Here is a 16568-nt window from a genome sequence, read left to right as displayed (position 1 = left end):
ACATCGAGATACCTTGCGATGGGATGCGGAGGCCTGGGATGCGGTGGGGGACGGGGACCCGGAAGGTGCGGCGGCGGAAGGGCGGCGAGCGCGGCGAGGCCGGTCTGCTGGCGCAACTGCGCCGGCCGCCCGGCGGCCGCGACGCGCGGACCATGCTGCTCGCCCAACTCGTCGACCGCACGGGCACGGGAGTGTGGGCCGCCTCCTGCGTCCTCTACTTCACCTTCGTGGTCGGACTCGACGCCGGGCAGCTCGGCCTGCTGCTCGGCGCGGCCGGAATCGCGGGCATCGCCGGATCCCCGCTGGCGGGCCATCTCGCCGACCGCTTCCCGGTGCGCTCGCTGCTGATCGGCTGCCACCTGCTGCGCCTCGGGGCGATCTGCGCGCTACTGGTGGTCACCAGCTTCAACGTGCTGCTGCCCGTGGTCGCCGTCACCTACCTCGGCGACCGGGCCGCGAAGACCCTGGAGATGCTCTTCGCCACGCGGGTCGCCGGCGAGCGGCGCTCCACGTACCAGGCGCTGTCACGCAGCGCGGCGAACGCCGGATACGCCGTCGGCGCCGGCCTCGCCGCCGTCGGCCTCGCCCTCGGGACCCGGAGCGCCTACCAGGCGCTGATCCTGGCGAACGCGCTGTCGTTCCTCCTGGCAGCGGTGCTGGTGTGGCGCACCCGGGAGCCGGCCGGCCGCGGGCTCGTGGCCGCCCGGCCGGGCGAGGGCGCACCGGACACCGCGGCCGGGGTGGACCGGGCCGCCGCGCCGAGTCCCTGGCGGGACGGCGGCTACCTGAGGTTCGTCCTGCTGGACGTCGTGATGAGCCTGGACTGCTCGATCCTGGACATCGGCCTGCCGCTGTGGCTGGTGAACCACACGGCGGCGCCGCACGCCCTGATCCCGGCCTTCCTCGTGATCAACACGGTGCTCGTCGTGGTCCTGCAACTGCGGGTGTCGGCCAAGGTCGGAGAGCCCCGCCAGGCCGCCGGAGCGGTCTCCCTGTACGGGCTGGCCATGCTCGCGTGCTGCGTCCTCCTCGCCACCGCCACCGGGGGCGGGATCTGGACCGCCTCGGCCGCACTGCTCGCCGCGGCGGTACTGGTCACCTGCGCGGAGCTGGTGCGCTCGGTGAGCTCGTGGGAACTGGCGGTCTCCCTCGCACCCCGGCAGGCCCGGGCCCCGTACCTGGGCGTGGCCGGCATGGCCCAGTCCGTGCAGAAGACCGTCGGCCCGCTCCTGCTGACGGGCGCGGTGATGGCGGCGGGCCCGGCCGGCTGGCTGGCCCTCGGGGCCGGGGTGGCCGGCCTGTCCCTCGTACAACGACGCCTCAGCCTGCGGCGGTTGGACGAACTCCGCGACGCTCCCGCCCCCGCGCCACCGCCCGTTCCGGCGCGCTGAGGACCGGGCCGGCGGGCCCCGGGCGCGGGCGACGCGAGGAAGCCCCGGACCGCGGTCCGGGGCTTCCTGGTGTTCGGCGCGTTCAGCGGTCGATCAGGCGCGCGGGCCGTCGGCGCGGGCGGCGCGCTCCGCGTTGCGCTCCTTGATCCGCACGGTCTCCTTGCGGACCTCGGCCTGGGTGGCGCGCTCCTTCTGGAGCCACTCGGGGTTCTCCTGCTTCAGAGCCTCGATCTGCTCGGTGGTGAGCGCGTCGGTGACACCGCCGCGCGCCAGGCCGGCGATGGAGATGCCGAGCTTCGCCGCGACGACCGGGCGCGGGTGCGGGCCGTTGGCCCGCAGGTCCTGGAGCCACTGGGGCGGGTCGGCCTGCAGCGCGTTCAGCTCGGTGCGCGAAACGACACCCTCCTGGAACTCGGCGGGGGTGGCTTCGAGGTACACACCCAGCTTCTTCGCCGCGGTCGCGGGCTTCATTGTCTGGGTGGTCTGGTGCGACGTCATGGTGTCAAGAGTAGCGAGCGTGTGCGATCCCGCCGACCACGACCGGTAACCTGGCCGAGTGACAGGCTCGGAAGTACCTCCTTCGTTCCGGCTCGCGTATGTCCCGGGAGTGACGCCCACCAAGTGGGTGCGGATCTGGAACGAGCGGCTGACCGACGTCCCGCTGACCCTCGTCCAGGTGCCCGCCGTGGAAGCGGCCGAGGCACTGCGGACCGGTGGGGCCGACGCGGGCTTCGTGCGGCTGCCGATCGACCGTACGGACCTCAGCGCGATCCCCCTCTACACCGAGACCACTGTGGTCGTGATCCCCAAGGACCACCTCGTGGCCGCGGTGGAGGAGATCTCCCTCGGCGACCTCGCCGACGAGATCGTGCTGCACCCCCTCGACGACACTCTCGACTGGGAGCAGCTGCCGGGAAAGCCCGCGCTGGAGCGACCCGCCACGACGGAGGACGCCATCGAACTGGTGGCCGCGGGAATCGGCGTCCTCGTCGTACCGCAGTCCCTCGCGCGCCTGCACCACCGCAAGGACCTGACCTACCGGCCGGTCACGGGCGCCCCGGAGTCGCGCGTCGCGCTGTCGTGGCCGGAGGAGAAGACCACCGACCTGGTGGAGGAATTCATCGGGATCGTCCGCGGCCGCACCGTCAACAGCACCCGGGGCCGTACGCCGACCCCTCCGCAGCCGAAGACCAAGCGCAAGCCCGCGCCCGCCAAGGCGGCGGGCAAGTCCGGCGGCAAGCCGGCCGCCGGCAAGAGCCCGCGCGGAGCGTCCGGCGGCGCCAAGGGCGGCAGCGGCAAGGGCGGCGCCAAGCGCGGCAAGCCGCGCGGCAGGTAGCACCCGGCCGGGCGGCATCACCCGGCCGCGTCCACCGGACACCTCCACCGGACACCTCCACCGGACACCTTCACCGGGCAGTACCCGCGCGGCGGCGCGCACGGCACCGGGCCGTGCGCGCCGCCGCGGTCGGTCAGGGGCGGGAGCCCGCCCGCGCCGGACGGCCCGCGCCGCGCGTCAGCGCGTACCCGCCGATCCCGGCCAGGGCGCCGAGCAGCCCGCCCGCCACCGTCCAGATCCAGCGGTCGGACCACCAGCCGCCGGACCAGCCGTCGGCCGGCTCCGAGGCCGCCACGCGCTGCTCGGCCGAGGTGCCGGGCACGAGCGGAGCGGCGAGCGCGCCGTCCACCGCGTACGCACCGCCCATGTCCTTCACCTCCGTCCGGAGCTGCGCCCGTACCGGCTGGCCCAGGTCCTCCGGGGCCAGGTCGACCACCGTCAGGCGCACGTAGTAGCTGCCGGGCAGCGGATCGTTCGCCCACTGGTCCGCCCCGGCCCGGACCGGCCGCAGGGTGCACGACAGCTGGACCTCGGCGGCGTCCTTCCCCGCCGACGCGCTCTGGACGCCGTACGTGCACGGCTGGCGGCGCCGCAGCCCGTCGTACACGTCGATCTGCCAGGTCGAGGAGGAGTGACGGGAGGCCGCGGGCGGCAGGGCCACCTTCGCCGTGACCGTCGCCCGCTGGCCCGTGTCCAGGGGCAGCACCCAGTACAGGTAGTCACCGGTGGACGCGTCCGCCGTGGCCTCCTGGCCCACCTTGACCGCCGTGGCGGTACGGAACGTGGTGCCCGCCTCGGTCGGACCTGCCGCTCCACCGCTCTTGCTCGCGCTCGGAGTCGGCGAAGGCGTGGCGGCCACGGCCGCACCGGCCTGGCCGAGCAGGCCCGCGCCGGCCAGCAGGGCGGCACTCAGCATGCGTACGGTACGCATCAGTTGGTCCTCCAGACCGAGATACGCCAGCGGGAGACCCAGCCCCACACCAGCCCGGCCAGCAGACCGGTGAGCGCCAGAACGGCGAGCAGCCACCAGCCGCGGCCGAGGCCGAAGGCGGCCACGTCGGACGCCTCGTCCGGGCCGTCCACCAGGTCGATGGTCAGCTCGACGGGCATGCCCGGGCTGGTCTTGACCGACGCGGGCGCCGAGAAGGAGTTGCTGACCTGAAGGCACACGGTCTCCGGCGCGGTCACGGCGTTCCCGTCCGCGTCGTCGAGGGTGGCCTTCGGGTAGCGCAGACCGGCCGAGATCAGGTCGGTGCGCCCGTCGCCCGCCTCCGAGCCGCGGACGATCTCCCGGCCGTGCAGGGTCGTCGCGCGCAGCATCACGCCGTAGTCGTTGTTGACGGCGCGGTCGGCGCCGATGCTCACCGAGGCGCGCAGCTCCTGGCCGGGCTTGACGGCCACCCGGTACCAGCGGTGCTCGCCGAAGGTCTCGCGGTCGCTGTAGAGGCCGGCCTTCAGGAGCGGGGCGTCCTGGCACTGCTTGGTGCCCTCGGTCGCCACCGGGGTGACGACGGGCTCGGCGGCCCGGTCCACCAGTTGCTTGACCCGCCCGGACAGTTCGGCCGTGTGCTGCACCGAGGTGTACGTGCCGCCCGTGGCCTCGGCGATGCAGATCAGCTGGTTGCGGGTCTTGGCGTCGGGGACGAGACCGAGCGTGTCGATGACCAGGTGGATGCCCTTGGCCGCGATGTCGCGGGCCACTTCGCACGGGTCGAGCGGGGCGCAGGTGTCCTCGCCGTCGGTGATGAGCACGATCCGGCGGGTGGCGTCACCGCCCTTGAGGTCGTCCGCCGCCCCCAGCAGGGCCGGGCCGATGGGGGTCCAGCCGGTGGGGGCGAGGGTCGCCACCGCCGCCTTCGCCTCGGTCCGGTTCAACGGACCGACCGGGTAGAGCTGCTTGGTGTCCTTGCAGCCGACGTTCCGGTCGTCACCGGGGTAGTTGGCCCCGAGCGTGCGTATGCCGAGCCGCACTTCATCGGGGACGGCATCGAGGACCTCGTTGAACGCCTGCTTCGCCGCGGACATCCGGGACTGCCCGTCGATGTCCTGGGCCCGCATCGAGCCGCTGACGTCCAGGACGAGCTCTACCTTGGGGGGTTCTTTCGATACGGGTTCACCGGCGGAGGCGCTCGCCGGGAAGAGCCCGACGGCCAAAGTGGCCAGCAGGCCGCAGGCCCCGGCCGCCAGCCATTTTCTAGTGATCATCGCCGGATCGTATTGAGGATCGTCTGCCAAACCAAAACCGTCTCGCGGGAGCGGCTTTCGACCGGGGCCGGCCCCGCGGAAGCCGCGGGGCCGACCGGGTCAGAGCAGCTCGATCAGGGAGGTACGGGCCCGGGCGACGCGGGAGCGGACCGTACCGATGGGGCAGCCGAGGGCGGCGGCCGCGTCCGCGTACGGGAGTCCCAGCAACTGGGTGGCGACGAACACGTCGCGCCGCTCGGCGGGGATGGCCGCCAGCAGCTCGGCGAGCGCGATGCCGTCCTCGAAGCCCGGCAGGCCCAGCGGTTGGGCCTGCTCGGCGGCGCTCTGCCAGTCGTCGCGGTCGGCGACCTTGGGCCGGGCGGCGCTGCGGCGCAGGCTGTCCACGACGGTGCGCCGGGCGATGGACAGCAGCCAGGTGCGGGCCGAGGAGCGCCCCTCGAAGCGGGGCAGGCTGCGCAGCGCCCGCAGGAAGGTCTCCTGGGTGAGGTCGTCGGCGGACTGCGGGTCCGCGCTGAGGTAGGCGACGTAGCGCCGGACGTCGTGCTGCAGGGCGCGTACGAAGCGGTCGACGGCGTCGGGGTCGCCGTCGCGGGCGGCGAGAGCGAGGAGGGTCGTCGCCTCGTCGGGTCCGTCGGTACGGCGCGCGGACGGCGCCGCCTCGTCGGTGTCCGGGTGGAGCAGGGCAGGGGTCATCGCCAGGTGTCCTTCTGGGGATCCGGGATCCCGGACGGGGGATCCGGTGTCCGGCGCCGCGCTGCGGGCCGGTGAGCGGTACGGCCTGCCGGGACGGCATGGCCGATGCCCGAGGCGCGGTGTGACGGGGCCCGGTGGGCCCTTCGCGCGTCGGGGAGCCGGCTGTCAGATGACAGCGGTCCCGCAGGGCGGACCCCGTGAGGTGATGGCGTCGACGAGCAGGAGCCGGCGCGGCGAGCGGCCGCTCCGGTCCCGGTGGGGGCGCACGCGCGGCCGGTGCGCGGGCGCGGCCGGGCGGAGGACCGGCCGCAGCGGTACGAGGAGCCAGCCGGCCACGGCGCGCAGTACGCGGAATGCGCCCTGCTCCCCGTACGCGAGCCACAGGCCGCACAGGAGCGCGGCCAGCAGGTGGGCGGCGAGCATGCCGGTCGTCGGCATTCCGCCCGGGCCGGGCACGCTTCCGGTGGCGTCGGCCATGCCGGGCATGCCCGGCATCCCGGCCATGTCGGCCATCCCGGCCATGTCGTGGTGGACGTGGGCCGAGCCCGGCGGTGGTGCGGAGGGCCGCGCCGAGGACTGGGCCAGGGAGAAGCCGGCGTGCAGCGCAGTCTGCGCGGCGACGGCGGCGCAGGTGACGGAGGCCAGGCCGCGTTCCCGTCCGGCGAGCAGCCAGGCGGGCGCGCCGGTCGCGGCGAGCGCCGAGGCCAGCACCCACCAGGGAATCGGCGTCGCCGACATGAACACGTGGCCGAACGCAGCGAGCAGCACGCAGGTGGCCGCGAACACCGCGGCCCGAACCGCACGGCAACATCGACCGGGAGTCATGGCGGGCTCATCGTCGCATCCGGTTCGGGTCCGCCACAGGGGGGCACTCACAATCGGAGCATTCCCTGAGTACGCCTCAAGTCATCATGTGACCGAGGCCACTTGGGGCGCCGGGAACTCCCGGGGTGGGCCGGCCGACTGCTGCCGTGGACCAGTGGGCGGCGGGGGAGCGGAGTCAGCGGTGGGCGAGCGGAAGGCTCCGGCGGAGCCGGGGCGGGCGTCCGGGGCAGTCGCCGGGGCGGAGCCCGGAGGCGGACCGGGCGGCGGGCCGGGAGCCGGGTCGGGCGACGGGTCGGGCGACGGATCGGGCGGCCCGCTCACGGCGCCGCGCACCGCACCGCTCACGGCGCTGCTCACGTGCGCGATGGCCTTCTCGATGCTGCAGCTGTTCCTGCTCGGGGCGCTCGGGCCGCGGCTCGTGGACGAGTTGGACGTCACACCGACCCTGCTCGGCCTGACGACGACGATCGGCTTCGGGACGGCGGCGGTGCTGTCACCGGTCGGCGGCCGCGTGGTGGACCGGTTCGGGCCGCGGCGCTCCCTCGTCGCCCTCCTCCTCGTGTCCGCCGTGGCGCTCGCCCTGATCGGTGCGGCGCCCGGTCCGGGCTTCCTCCTCGCGGCCGTCGCGCTGGGCGGGCTGCCCCAGGCGCTGGCCAACCCCGCCACCAACAAGGCGATCCTGGCCGCGGTTCCGCCCGCCCGGCGGGGCTCGGTGACCGGGATGAAGCAGTCCGGCGTGCAGTTGGGCGCGTTCGCGGCCGGACTGCCGCTGGCAGCGCTGGCGGGCGGTGCGGGCTGGCGCGGCGCGGTGTGGACCGCGGCCGCCACGGCGGTGGGGGCGGCCGTCTGGGCGCTGCGCGGGCTGCCCGCCGACCGGCGGACGGATCCGGCGCCGCCGCGGACGTCGGCACGGCAGGCGGAACCCGGGGCGGACCCGGAGCCGGAGCCGGAGCCGCGCGACGCGACCGGCTGGCTGGCGGCCTTCTCGCTGTTCCTGGGCTGCGGCATCGCCTCGGTCAACACGTACGTCTCGCTCTTCGGCGCCGAGCGGCTCGGCATGGGCCCCACGGCTGCCGCGGCCCTGGTGGCGGTCCTCGGCGTCGCGGGCATCGCCGGGCGGGTGGGCTGGTCGCAGGCGGCCCGGCCGGGGCGAGCCGAGTGGCTGCCGGGGCTGCTCGCCGGGGGCGCGGTGGTGGCGGCCGCCCTGTTCGCCGCCTCCCTGTACGCATCGCCGCTGGTCTGGGCGGCCGCGGTGGCCGCAGGGGCGTTCGCCGTATCGGGCAACGCCGTCTCGATGGTGTTGGTGATGCAGCGTGCCGCCCCCGGCCGGGCCGGACGGGACTCCGCGCGGGTCTCGGCGGGATTCTTCGCCGGGTTCGCCGTCGGGCCGCCGCTCTTCGGGCTCCTCGCGCAGGCGGACCGCTACGGCCCCGGCTGGCTGCTGGTCGCCGCCGAGTTCGCGGCGGCCGGCGCCGTCGCCACGACGTGGGCGCTGCGGGAGCGGCGCAGGGCCTCCCGGGGTGCGGCGTGACCCCGGGGACCCCGCCCCCGTGGGCCGGACCGGCCCTGGCGGAGCTGCTCGACCGGGTCGCCGTCACCCGGGCCGAAGTCGGCGACCGCTTCCCGTTGTACGCCGACCCCGGCACGGGCCACTGGGTGACCACCGGCCGCGGTGCGTGGACCGGCGGCTTCTGGGCCGGGCTGCTGTGGCTGCGCTCCCGGCACACCGGGGATCCCGCCGACCGGGCCGCCGCCTCCGCGTGCACCGCGCGGCTGGCCCCCTGGGTGGCCGCCGACACCGCCGCGCGCGGGCTGATCCTCTGGTACGGGACCGCCCTGGCCGGAGGGGACCACGGGGCGCGGGAGCTGCGCACCCGGGCCGCCCGGGCCGCGCTGGACGCGTTCGACGGTGAACTCGGGCTGGTGCCCTGGGGGTCGGCCTTCGGCGGCCCGCGGCTGCTGGCCCGGGTCGACGGCGTACCGGGCATGGCGGGGCTGCTCACCACCGCGGGCCGGGAGGGCACCGAGGCGGCGGCCGCGCACCTGAACCGGCACCTCGACCTGTGCGGCGACGGCGGCGACTGCGACGACGACGGCGGCGACGGCGGCCGGGTGTTCGTCCCGGCCCGGGCCTTCGGAGCGGCACGCGGCTGGCTCGCGTGCGAGGACCCGCCGCCCGGCTGGAGCCGGGGGAGGGCCTGGCTGCTGCTGGCGGTGGCCGACGCACTGCACCGCCCCGGCGTTGCCCTGCGTACGCCCCCGGGCCGGCTGGCACGGGCGGCGCGGTGGCTGGCCGCCGGGCCCGCGGACCTCGTCCCGCCGGCCGACACCGCCCGTTCCGACGGCCCCCTGGACACCTCCGCCGCCGCCGTGACGGCGGTCGCCCTGCTGAAGCTCGCGCGGGTCCCGGGCACGGGGGCCGCCGCGCACGCCGAGCGCGCGGCCGCGATCCTGGAGCGCCTGACCGGCGAGCACCTGGCCGGGGGCCGGCTCCTGGACGGCTGCTACGACGCCGCGCGCGGCACCGCCGTACGGCACGAACTGGTGTGGGGAGACTTCTTCCTGGCACAGGGGCTGGCCGCACTGACCGGGCTGGCCGACGTCCTGGAGGCGTGACCCGCTGGGCATCGCGGCCGGGCCGCCCCGGGCAGCTGGGCCGGGGCGGTGGGGCGGTGCGATCGGGTCAGGTCAAGGCCTCCCGGACGGCGGCCGTGGCGTAGCCGCGCAGTACCCGGCGGGCCACCGAGGTGATGTGCAGTTCGTCCGGGCCGTCGAGGATGCGGGCGGCGCGTCCGGTGCGGAAGAGCGAGGGCAGTGGCGTGTCGGGTCCGAGCCCGGCCGCTCCGTGGACCTGGATCGCCGCGTCCGCCACCTGCTGGAGCATGCGGGCCGCGGCCACCTTGGCCAGACCCACCTCGACGTGCGCGTCGAGCCCCGCGCCGATCCTGGCGACCGCCTCGTGCACCAGCGGGCGGGTGCTGCGCAGCGCGAGCAGCGATTCGAATACGTGCCGCTGGACGAGCTGGTGCGTACCCAGCGAACCACGTGAGCCGGTACGGGAGTTGGCGCGCTCCGCCAGCAGGTCGAAGGCGCGCTGGGCCTGGCCGAGCCAGCGCAGGCAGCGCAGGGTGCGGCCCAACTGGAGCCGTTCGGCGGCGATCGACAGGGCCCGGCCGCGCTCGCCGAGGAGGTGGTCGGCGGCCACCCGGACCCGGTCGAACTCGATCTCCCACTGGCCGGACGCGCCGAACACGGGCAGCTCGCGCACCACTCGGAAGCCGGCGGATCCGGTGGGCACCACCAGCAGCGAGAGGCCTTCGCGGTCACCCGGTTCGCCGTCGGTGCGCACGAGCACGGTGACCAGGTCGGCCCCGGCGGCGCCGGACACGAACCACTTGCGGCCGCTCACGGTCCAGCTCCCGTCGGCCTGTTCCACGGCGCGGGTGGCAGTGAGGAACGGGTCGGTGCCCGGTGCGTCCGGCTCGGTCATCGCGTAGCAGGCGCGCAGTGCGCCCGCGGTGAGCTGCTCCGGGTACAGGGCGCGGACCCGCTCGGAGCCGTGCCGCCCCAGCATCGTGACGTCGAGCAGCGGGGCCGAGCCCAGGGCGGCGGGCCCGTGGTCGCTCGCCCCCTCGACCTCGGCGAGCCCGGCGTACTCGCCCAACGCAAGCCCCTGGCCGCCCTGTTCGGCCGGCAGCGGCAGGGCCCACAGCCCCTCCTGCCGGGCCCGGTCGCGCAGTTCCCGCAGCGCACTCGCGGCGGCGGGCCCACCTGCGTCGAGCACGGGCTCGTACGGCATGACGCGACGCCGTACGAACTCCGCGACCCGGCACCGCAGTCGATGCGCGTCGCCGTTCTCCTCCACCACTTTCCTCCATTTTGCCGGGAACCCGTGGGAACAGCAGTCCGACTGTCTGCCTGTGGAGCTGGTCGGGCGCAGACCCGGCCTGGTTCCCGAGTTCCGCAGCAAGAAGACCCGCAAGCAGAAGACCCGCAAGCAGAAGATCCGCAAGGAGAAGAGGAGAGGCATGGCGTCACCAGTCACCGCGCCGACCGCCGTCCGGCCGCTCGGCGGGCTGCACGTGGCGGTCTCGGGCCCGTCCGCACTGACCGGCCTCGTCACCGGGCACCTCGCACTCCTCGGAGCCGGCCCCGCCCCGAGGTCCGCAGATCCCGAGGAGGCCCCCGACATCGACCCGCACACCGCGCGGATCACCCTGGCCGGGCAGGGCCACGACCCCCAGGAAGCCCGCCTGAGCTGGGCGGCGGACCCGGCGAGCGGAATCACCGACGAGGCCACCGCGCAGGCCGCCACCGGCATCATGGCGGTCCACGGCCGCCGGGACGGCGAACCGCGCGGCCTGGCCGCCGACTACGCCGCCACCGCGGCGGCCGTGCTCACCACGCAGGGCCTCCTCGCCGGGCTGCTCGGCCGGGCCCGGGGCGGGGAAGCGGCCGCCCGGGTGGAGACGAGCGCCGACCGGGCCGGTCTGCTGGCGGTCTCGCAGTACCTCGCCGCATCCGGCGCCGACGAGGGCGAAGCGGCCGAACTCGCCTCCGGAGGACCGCCGTTCACATCCTCCGACGGCACCCTCTTCGAGCTCGAAACCCTGGACCCGGGGGCGTGGGCCGAGTTCTGGCGGGCCCTCGACGCCCCGGCCGACGCGATACGGGCCGGGTGGCGGCCCTTCCAGTTCCGCTACGCCACCGCCTGCGCACCCTTCCCGCAGGCCCTGCACGACACCGCGCGGGCCCACCCCTGGCAGCGCCTGCGGCAGGCCGCGGCCCGCTCCGGCGCCGAGGTCTGCCGCCTGCGGACCCTGGCCCAGCGCGCCGCCGAGCACGACGGAGCCGCCCCCTGGTCCGTGGCCCCGAACGGGCCGCCGACAGCAGGCCCCGGCCACCGCACCCCCGGGGCGGGCCCGGGGACGGGTCCGACGCCGAAGGCGGGGCCCACCCCGGCGAAGCCCCTGGCGGGACTGACCGTGCTGGAGGCCGGCCGGCGCATCCAGGCGCCCCTGGCCGCGCACCTGCTGGGCCTGCTCGGCGCCGACGTCGTCCGTATCGAGCCCCCGGGCGGCGACCCGCTGCGCGGCATGCCCCCCGCCTGCTCCGGCATCTCCGCCCGCTGGCTCGCGCTGAACCGGGGCAAACGGGCCGTGGAGGTGGACATCAAGTCCCCCGCCGAGCGGCGCCTGCTCCTCGACATGGCCGCCGGGGCCGACGTGTTCCTGCACAACTGGGCCCCCGGCAAGGCGGCCGAACTGGGCCTCGACCACACCGACCTGGCCGCCGTGAACCCGGCGCTCGTCTACGCGTACACCGGAGACTGGGGCGCGGCGACGGGCGCGGGCCGGCTGTCCGACACCCCGATGGGCACGGACTTCATGGTCCAGGCCCGCACCGGAGTCGGCGAAGCCGTACGCCCGCGCGACGAGGTGCCCGCGCCGTCCCTGATGACCCTGCTGGACGTCCTGGGCGGACTGCTCGGCGCCGAGGCGGTGCTCGCCGGGCTGCTGACGCGTGAACGCACCGGGCGGGGCGCCCGCGTCGACTCCTCGCTGTTGGGCGCCTCCGACGTCCTGATCGCCCCCGCCCTGCGGCGGGTGCGTGAGGGGCGGGACCCGCGCCGCCCGGCCGGCTTCCGCCGGCCCCTGCGCACCGCCGACGGCTGGGTCGCCCCCGCCGACACCGATGCCGGTGCGGCGGCCGCCGCCGCCCACGGCCTGCGCTCCCTGACCACCGGCGAGGCGCTGTCCCGGCTGCGCACGCAGGGGATCGCCGCCACCGCCGTCACGGCCGATCCGGCCGACCTGCTCCACGACCCGCGCTTCACCGGCTCGATCAGCCGGGACGCGCACGGTGCCCCCGCCGTTCCCGACCCCTGGAGCTTCACATGACCGTCGCACTGCACGATCTGCTGCCCACGGGCCTGCGCCGCTCCTGGGCGGTCGACGGCTCCTGTCCCGATCTCGACCTCTACAGCCTCTTCCGGGCCCGCCAGATCTCCGACCTGCACCGCACCGCCGTACTCGATTCCAAGGGGGCGCTCTGCTACACCGCCCTGGACCGCAAGGTGCGATGCCTGGCCACCGGGCTCGCGCAGCTCGGCGTACGCCCCGGCGACGTGGTCGGCGTACAACTCCCCAACGGACGCACGGCCGTCATCGCCGACCTGGCCCTGGCCGCGATCGGCGCGGTGGCGCTGCCCTTCCCCGTCGGCCGGGGCGGCCTGGAGGCCGAGTCCCTGCTGGGCAGAGCCGAGGCCGTCGCCGTCATCGCGTCCGTCGAACACCGCGGGAACCGGCACGCCGCCGACCTGCACGCGCTGACGGCCGGCCTGCCCGCGCTGCGCCACGTCATCGCCGCCGGGCCGGGAACCGCACCCGCAGGAACGATTCCGCTGACGGGGCTGCTGCGCTCCGATCCGGCCGCCTTCGTCGCCGCCCGCCCCGACCCCGACAGCGCCGCCCGCATCCTGGTGTCCTCCGGCTCGGAGGCGGAGCCGAAGATGATCGCGTACTCGCACAACGCGCTCGCCGGAGGCCGAGGCAACTTCCTCGCCTCGCTCATGCCCGACGCGACCCCGCCGCGCGCGCTCTTCCTCGTACCGCTCGGCTCGGCCTTCGGCTCCAGCGGCACCGCCGTCACCCTCGCCCGCCACGGCGGAACCCTCGTCCTCCTGGACCACTTCACCCCGGAGGCGGCCCTCGCAGCGATCCGCGAGCACGCCCCGACGCACGTCCTCGGCGTCCCCACGATGGTGCGCATGATGCTCGACCTCCTGGACGGTCCGGACGAGGCGGAGCGCGGCCGACTGCCGGCCCCCACCGCCCTGATACTCGGCGGCTCCGCCCTCGACGAAACCACCGCCGAGCAGGCCGGACGCGCCTTCGGCTGCCCGGTCGTCAACCTCTACGGGTCGGCCGACGGGGTCAACTGCCATACCGGGCTCGGCAGTTCGGACACGGCCGCCGAAGAGGTCCCCGACGGCGCGGGCATCGTCGTCGGGCGCCCCGACCCGCGCGTCACCGACATCCGCATCGCCGACACCGGGACGGGACGGGCGCTCCCGGACGGCGAGACCGGCGAGATCACCGCGCGCGGCCCCATGACCCCCATGTGCTACGTCGGTTCCCCCGAGCTGGACGCCCGCTACCGCACCCCCGACGGCTGGGTCCGCACGGGCGACCTCGGCCGGATCGACCGGTCCGGGCTCCTGCACGTCGTGGGCCGCCTCAAGGACATCGTCATCCGCGGCGGCGCCAACATCAGCCCCGCCGAGGTGGAACGGGAGCTCGCCTCCGACCCCCGCGTGCGCGACGTGGTGTGCGTCGGCGTACCGGACGAGGTGATGGGCGAACGGCTCGCGGCCTGCGTGGTACCCCGCGGCCCCGAGGCGCCCACCCTGGACTCGCTCGGCGAACACCTCGGGCTGCGCGGCCTGGAGCGGCGCAAGCACCCCGAGCGCCTGCTGCTGCTGGAGCGGATCCCGCTGACCCCGGCCGGCAAGCCCGACCGTACGGCCCTGCGCGAGCGCCTCGCCGCCGCGCCGCCGGCGGGCCGCGTCACGGTGACCGCGTAGGCCGGACAGCCGGGTAGCCGGGTAGCCGGAGGCCCGGCTGCCCCCCGGCAGCCGGACGCACGACGGCGGCGGGGCGATCCACGATCGGATCACCCCGCCGCCTGCCGCCTGCCGCCTGCCGCCTGCCGCCTGCCGCCCGCCGCCTTCAGGAGGCGGAAGTCACGCCGTCCTCAGGACCCCGTCATGGCCTTCAGCAGCCCGGTGGCGGCATTTCGGTACACCGGCAGCAAGTCGAGGTCCTTCTCCGGGTAGTTGACGATCGCGACCTGCTTGGCGCCCGAGTCGGGCAGGACGGTCCCGGTGGACATGTGCGCGTTGTCCAGGACCAGGGCCGGCTTCTTCGCGGACAGTTCCGCCAACTGCGCCGGGGTGACCGCCTCCGGGCCGTACGTACCGACCGTGGTGGCGCCGGCCAGCTTCGCGGACCACGCCGTGAAGACCTGGCTGACGACCACCGGGCTGCGACCGCCGGGCCAGCCGGCGCGCACGTCCTGCGAGAGCATCGCGTACTCGGTGTCGAAGGAGGCGGTCCAGCGCGCGGCGGCCTCGCCGGTGCCGAACAGCTTGCCCAGCCGGGCCACTTCGGCCTTGACCTTGTCGGGGTCGTTGTCGAGGTTCACCTCCACCAGCTGCGCCTTGGACCCGGCGGCCTCCTTGATCTTCGCCGCGTACGGTTCGAAGGGCGCGTACAGCACGAAGTCGGCCTTGCCGACGGCGGCGAGGTCGGACGGCTTGGGATCGTAGTCCGGCGCATGGTGCACCGACTGGGGCACGATCACCTTGACGTCCTCGGCCCCGGCGGCCTTGGCGAAGCCGCCCTCCCAGGTGGTGGTGACGACGACCACCGGCTTGCGGCCGTCCTTCGCCGCTGCCACCGGTGCCTTGCCGTCGCCGCCGTCCCCCTCGTCGCCGCAGCCGGTGACCAGGGCGAGGGCCATGGCCGCGCTCAGCGCGAGGAGGGAAGCGAATCGGACGCGGGTACGCGCCATGAGCTGATTCTCCGTTCGGGGAGGATGTGGACCACGAGGACGACCGCCCCCGCGGTGAGGACGAGGACGGGCCCGGGCGGCCAGTCCAGCCAGAGTGCGGTGAGGAAGCCGACCAGGTTCACGGCGACGCCGATGGCGACCGCCCACCCGGTGATCGACCGCAGCGAGGTGCCCAACCGGCGTGCGGCCAGGGCCGGGAGCAGGGTCAGCGCGTCCACCAGCAGGGCGCCGGTGAGCTTGATAGCACCCGCGACGGCCACCGCGACCAGCACCAGCAGCACCGCCGTCAGCGCCTGGACCGGTACGCCGGAACACTGCGCGAGCTCCCGGTCGTACAACAGCAGTGCCACCTCGCGCCGCCGCCACCAGAACAGGGCCGGCACGAGGACGGCGAGGGCCCCGAGCACCACCAGATCGGCGTTGCCCACCGACAGGATCGAACCCCACAACAGCGCGAACGCGCCGGACGCGTTGACCCCGGACACGGCGAGCAGCAGCAGCGCCGCAGCGATGGCCAGGCTCATCAGCAGACCCATCGCGCCGGACAGGCCGTCCGGTGTCCGGGCCAGCGGCGCCACGCCCGCGCCGGCCAGGGCGCAGGCCAACAGGGCGCACAGCATCGGGTCGAGACCGGTCAGCAGGCCCACGGCGATGCCCAGCAGCGCGACGTGCATCATCGCGAAGCGCACCGGCATGATGTCGAGACCGACGATGACCACACCGATCACCGGAAGACCGATCGCCGCCAACAGCAGTGCCACCCCGGCCCGTTGCACGGGGAGCAGTCGCAGCAGCTCCCCGACGTCGGCGGTGGCCAGGGTGTTCACCGGACCTCCCGCAGCCGGCCGGCGGCCATCTCCAGTACGCGGTCGCAGCGTTCGGCGAGTGCCCGGTCGTGGGTGACGACGACGAGGGTCACGGGCAGCGAGGCCAGTACGTCGGCGGCCTCCTCCTGACCGTCGAAGTCGAGGGCGGCGGTGGGCTCGTCGGCGAGCAGCACCTCGGCCCCGGCGGCGACGCAGCCGATCGCCCGGGCGAGGTACATCCGCTGCAACTGGCCGCCGGAGAGGGTGTGCAGGGGCCGGCCGGTCAGCCGCCCCACCCCCAGCCGGTCCGCGGCTTCGGCGGCCTCCGCCGGCGCCGCCCCGGAGGCCAGCAGTTCCTTCCCGAGCAGCGGGAACCGGCCGACCGCGGGCTTCTGCGGGATCCACGCGCAGGCGCGCCGCCGCCAGGCCCAGTCGGCCGCCGAACCGGTGCCGCGGCCGCCGACCAGGATCGTGCCGCTCACCTGCCGGTGCAGTCCGAGGACGGCGCGCAGCAGCGTGGTCTTGCCGCAGCCGTTGGTCCCGGTCAGCGCGACGCGCTCACCCGCGGCGATCTCCAGGTCCACCCCGGCGACGGCCTCGACCCGCCCGTGCCGGCAGCCCACCCCCCGCATCCGAATGTCCAGCCCGCCCATCCCACGCCCTTCCGCACTCCGTAGCCCGCCGTCCGCACGGGGTAGGAGTCGTACGGCGGCCCCTGCGGGTTCCGGAGCCCGGACC

At 75.4% G+C, this 16568-nt stretch carries 15 protein-coding genes; 6 read left to right on the top strand and 9 right to left on the bottom strand.

Translation table 11 applies throughout. From position 1 onward, the window contains the following. Positions 1–65 precede the first annotated feature (65 nt). On the top strand, positions 66–1391 hold the full coding sequence (locus tag AB0M99_RS14590) for an MFS transporter (RefSeq protein ID WP_365920127.1): 1326 nt from the start codon (positions 66–68) through the stop codon (positions 1389–1391). A 93-nt stretch (positions 1392–1484) separates the two neighbouring features. Here AB0M99_RS14590 and AB0M99_RS14585 read toward each other — a convergent pair whose 3' ends face one another. Next, positions 1485–1889: a DUF5997 family protein gene (locus AB0M99_RS14585; RefSeq protein ID WP_365920125.1), complete on the bottom strand. Its 405-nt coding sequence runs from the start codon at positions 1887–1889 to the stop codon at positions 1485–1487. A 58-nt stretch (positions 1890–1947) separates the two neighbouring features. Between AB0M99_RS14585 and AB0M99_RS14580 the strand changes: the two genes are divergently transcribed. Next, the gene (locus AB0M99_RS14580) at positions 1948–2727 is read left to right on the top strand and encodes a LysR family substrate-binding domain-containing protein (protein ID WP_365920123.1); all 780 of its coding nucleotides are present in this window, start codon (positions 1948–1950) and stop codon (positions 2725–2727) included. A gap of 133 nt (positions 2728–2860) precedes the next feature. Here the strand turns inward: AB0M99_RS14580 and AB0M99_RS14575 are convergent, their stop codons facing one another. The 4 genes from AB0M99_RS14575 to AB0M99_RS14560 all read right to left on the bottom strand — a co-directional run bounded on the left by AB0M99_RS14575 (position 2861) and on the right by AB0M99_RS14560 (position 6411). Then, positions 2861–3658: a hypothetical protein gene (locus tag AB0M99_RS14575; protein WP_365920121.1), complete on the bottom strand. Its 798-nt coding sequence runs from the start codon at positions 3656–3658 to the stop codon at positions 2861–2863. Continuing rightward, on the bottom strand, positions 3658–4932 hold the full coding sequence (locus AB0M99_RS14570) for a VWA domain-containing protein (protein ID WP_365920119.1): 1275 nt from the start codon (positions 4930–4932) through the stop codon (positions 3658–3660). The genes AB0M99_RS14575 and AB0M99_RS14570 overlap by 1 nt, the downstream gene beginning before the upstream one ends. Before the next feature lie 99 nt (positions 4933–5031). Further along, positions 5032–5625: a sigma-70 family RNA polymerase sigma factor gene (locus tag AB0M99_RS14565; protein WP_365920117.1), complete on the bottom strand. Its 594-nt coding sequence runs from the start codon at positions 5623–5625 to the stop codon at positions 5032–5034. A gap of 165 nt (positions 5626–5790) precedes the next feature. Continuing rightward, entirely contained in the window at positions 5791–6411 is a 621-nt protein-coding gene (locus AB0M99_RS14560) for a hypothetical protein (RefSeq protein WP_365920115.1), read from the bottom strand. A 403-nt stretch (positions 6412–6814) separates the two neighbouring features. On the opposite strand from AB0M99_RS14560, the gene AB0M99_RS14555 reads away from it, so the two are divergent. Then, positions 6815–7981 carry an MFS transporter gene (locus AB0M99_RS14555; protein WP_365920165.1) on the top strand — a complete coding sequence of 389 codons (1167 nt, stop codon included), beginning with the start codon at positions 6815–6817 and terminating at the stop codon, positions 7979–7981. Continuing rightward, a complete protein-coding gene (locus tag AB0M99_RS14550; protein ID WP_365920113.1) occupies positions 7978–9066 on the top strand; it encodes a sugar ABC transporter permease in 1089 nt (362 codons plus the stop codon). Before AB0M99_RS14555 ends, AB0M99_RS14550 begins: the two co-directional genes overlap by 4 nt. A 67-nt stretch (positions 9067–9133) precedes the next feature. Here the strand turns inward: AB0M99_RS14550 and AB0M99_RS14545 are convergent, their stop codons facing one another. Then, entirely contained in the window at positions 9134–10318 is a 1185-nt protein-coding gene (locus AB0M99_RS14545) for an acyl-CoA dehydrogenase family protein (protein ID WP_365920111.1), read from the bottom strand. 160 nt (positions 10319–10478) lie between these two features. Here AB0M99_RS14545 and AB0M99_RS14540 point away from each other — a divergent pair, with 160 nt between their 5' ends. Beyond that, complete coding sequence (locus AB0M99_RS14540; RefSeq protein ID WP_365920163.1) at positions 10479–12350, top strand: CoA transferase; 1872 nt, start codon at positions 10479–10481, stop codon at positions 12348–12350. Beyond that, on the top strand, positions 12347–14035 hold the full coding sequence (locus AB0M99_RS14535) for a class I adenylate-forming enzyme family protein (protein WP_365920109.1): 1689 nt from the start codon (positions 12347–12349) through the stop codon (positions 14033–14035). Before AB0M99_RS14540 ends, AB0M99_RS14535 begins: the two co-directional genes overlap by 4 nt. Positions 14036–14205: 170 nt before the next feature. Here the strand turns inward: AB0M99_RS14535 and AB0M99_RS14530 are convergent, their stop codons facing one another. From AB0M99_RS14530 to AB0M99_RS14520, 3 genes are read right to left on the bottom strand one after another with little or no spacing between them, the layout of a single operon-like run. After that, positions 14206–15024 (bottom strand): zinc ABC transporter substrate-binding protein, encoded by an 819-nt coding sequence (locus AB0M99_RS14530; RefSeq protein ID WP_365920107.1) that lies wholly within the window; start codon positions 15022–15024, stop codon positions 14206–14208. Next, a complete protein-coding gene (locus AB0M99_RS14525) occupies positions 14982–15851 on the bottom strand; it encodes a metal ABC transporter permease (protein ID WP_365920105.1) in 870 nt (289 codons plus the stop codon). Before AB0M99_RS14525 ends, AB0M99_RS14530 begins: the two co-directional genes overlap by 43 nt. Then, positions 15848–16483: an ABC transporter ATP-binding protein gene (locus AB0M99_RS14520; protein ID WP_365920103.1), complete on the bottom strand. Its 636-nt coding sequence runs from the start codon at positions 16481–16483 to the stop codon at positions 15848–15850. Before AB0M99_RS14520 ends, AB0M99_RS14525 begins: the two co-directional genes overlap by 4 nt. Between the last annotated feature and the right edge of the window lie 85 nt (positions 16484–16568).

It is taken from the genome of Streptomyces sp. NPDC051183, assembly GCF_040682455.1.
Classification (GTDB): Bacteria; Actinomycetota; Actinomycetes; order Streptomycetales; family Streptomycetaceae; genus Streptomyces.
Note: the sequence above shows the minus strand (reverse complement) of the source record. Positions and strands in the feature narration are given on the sequence as shown.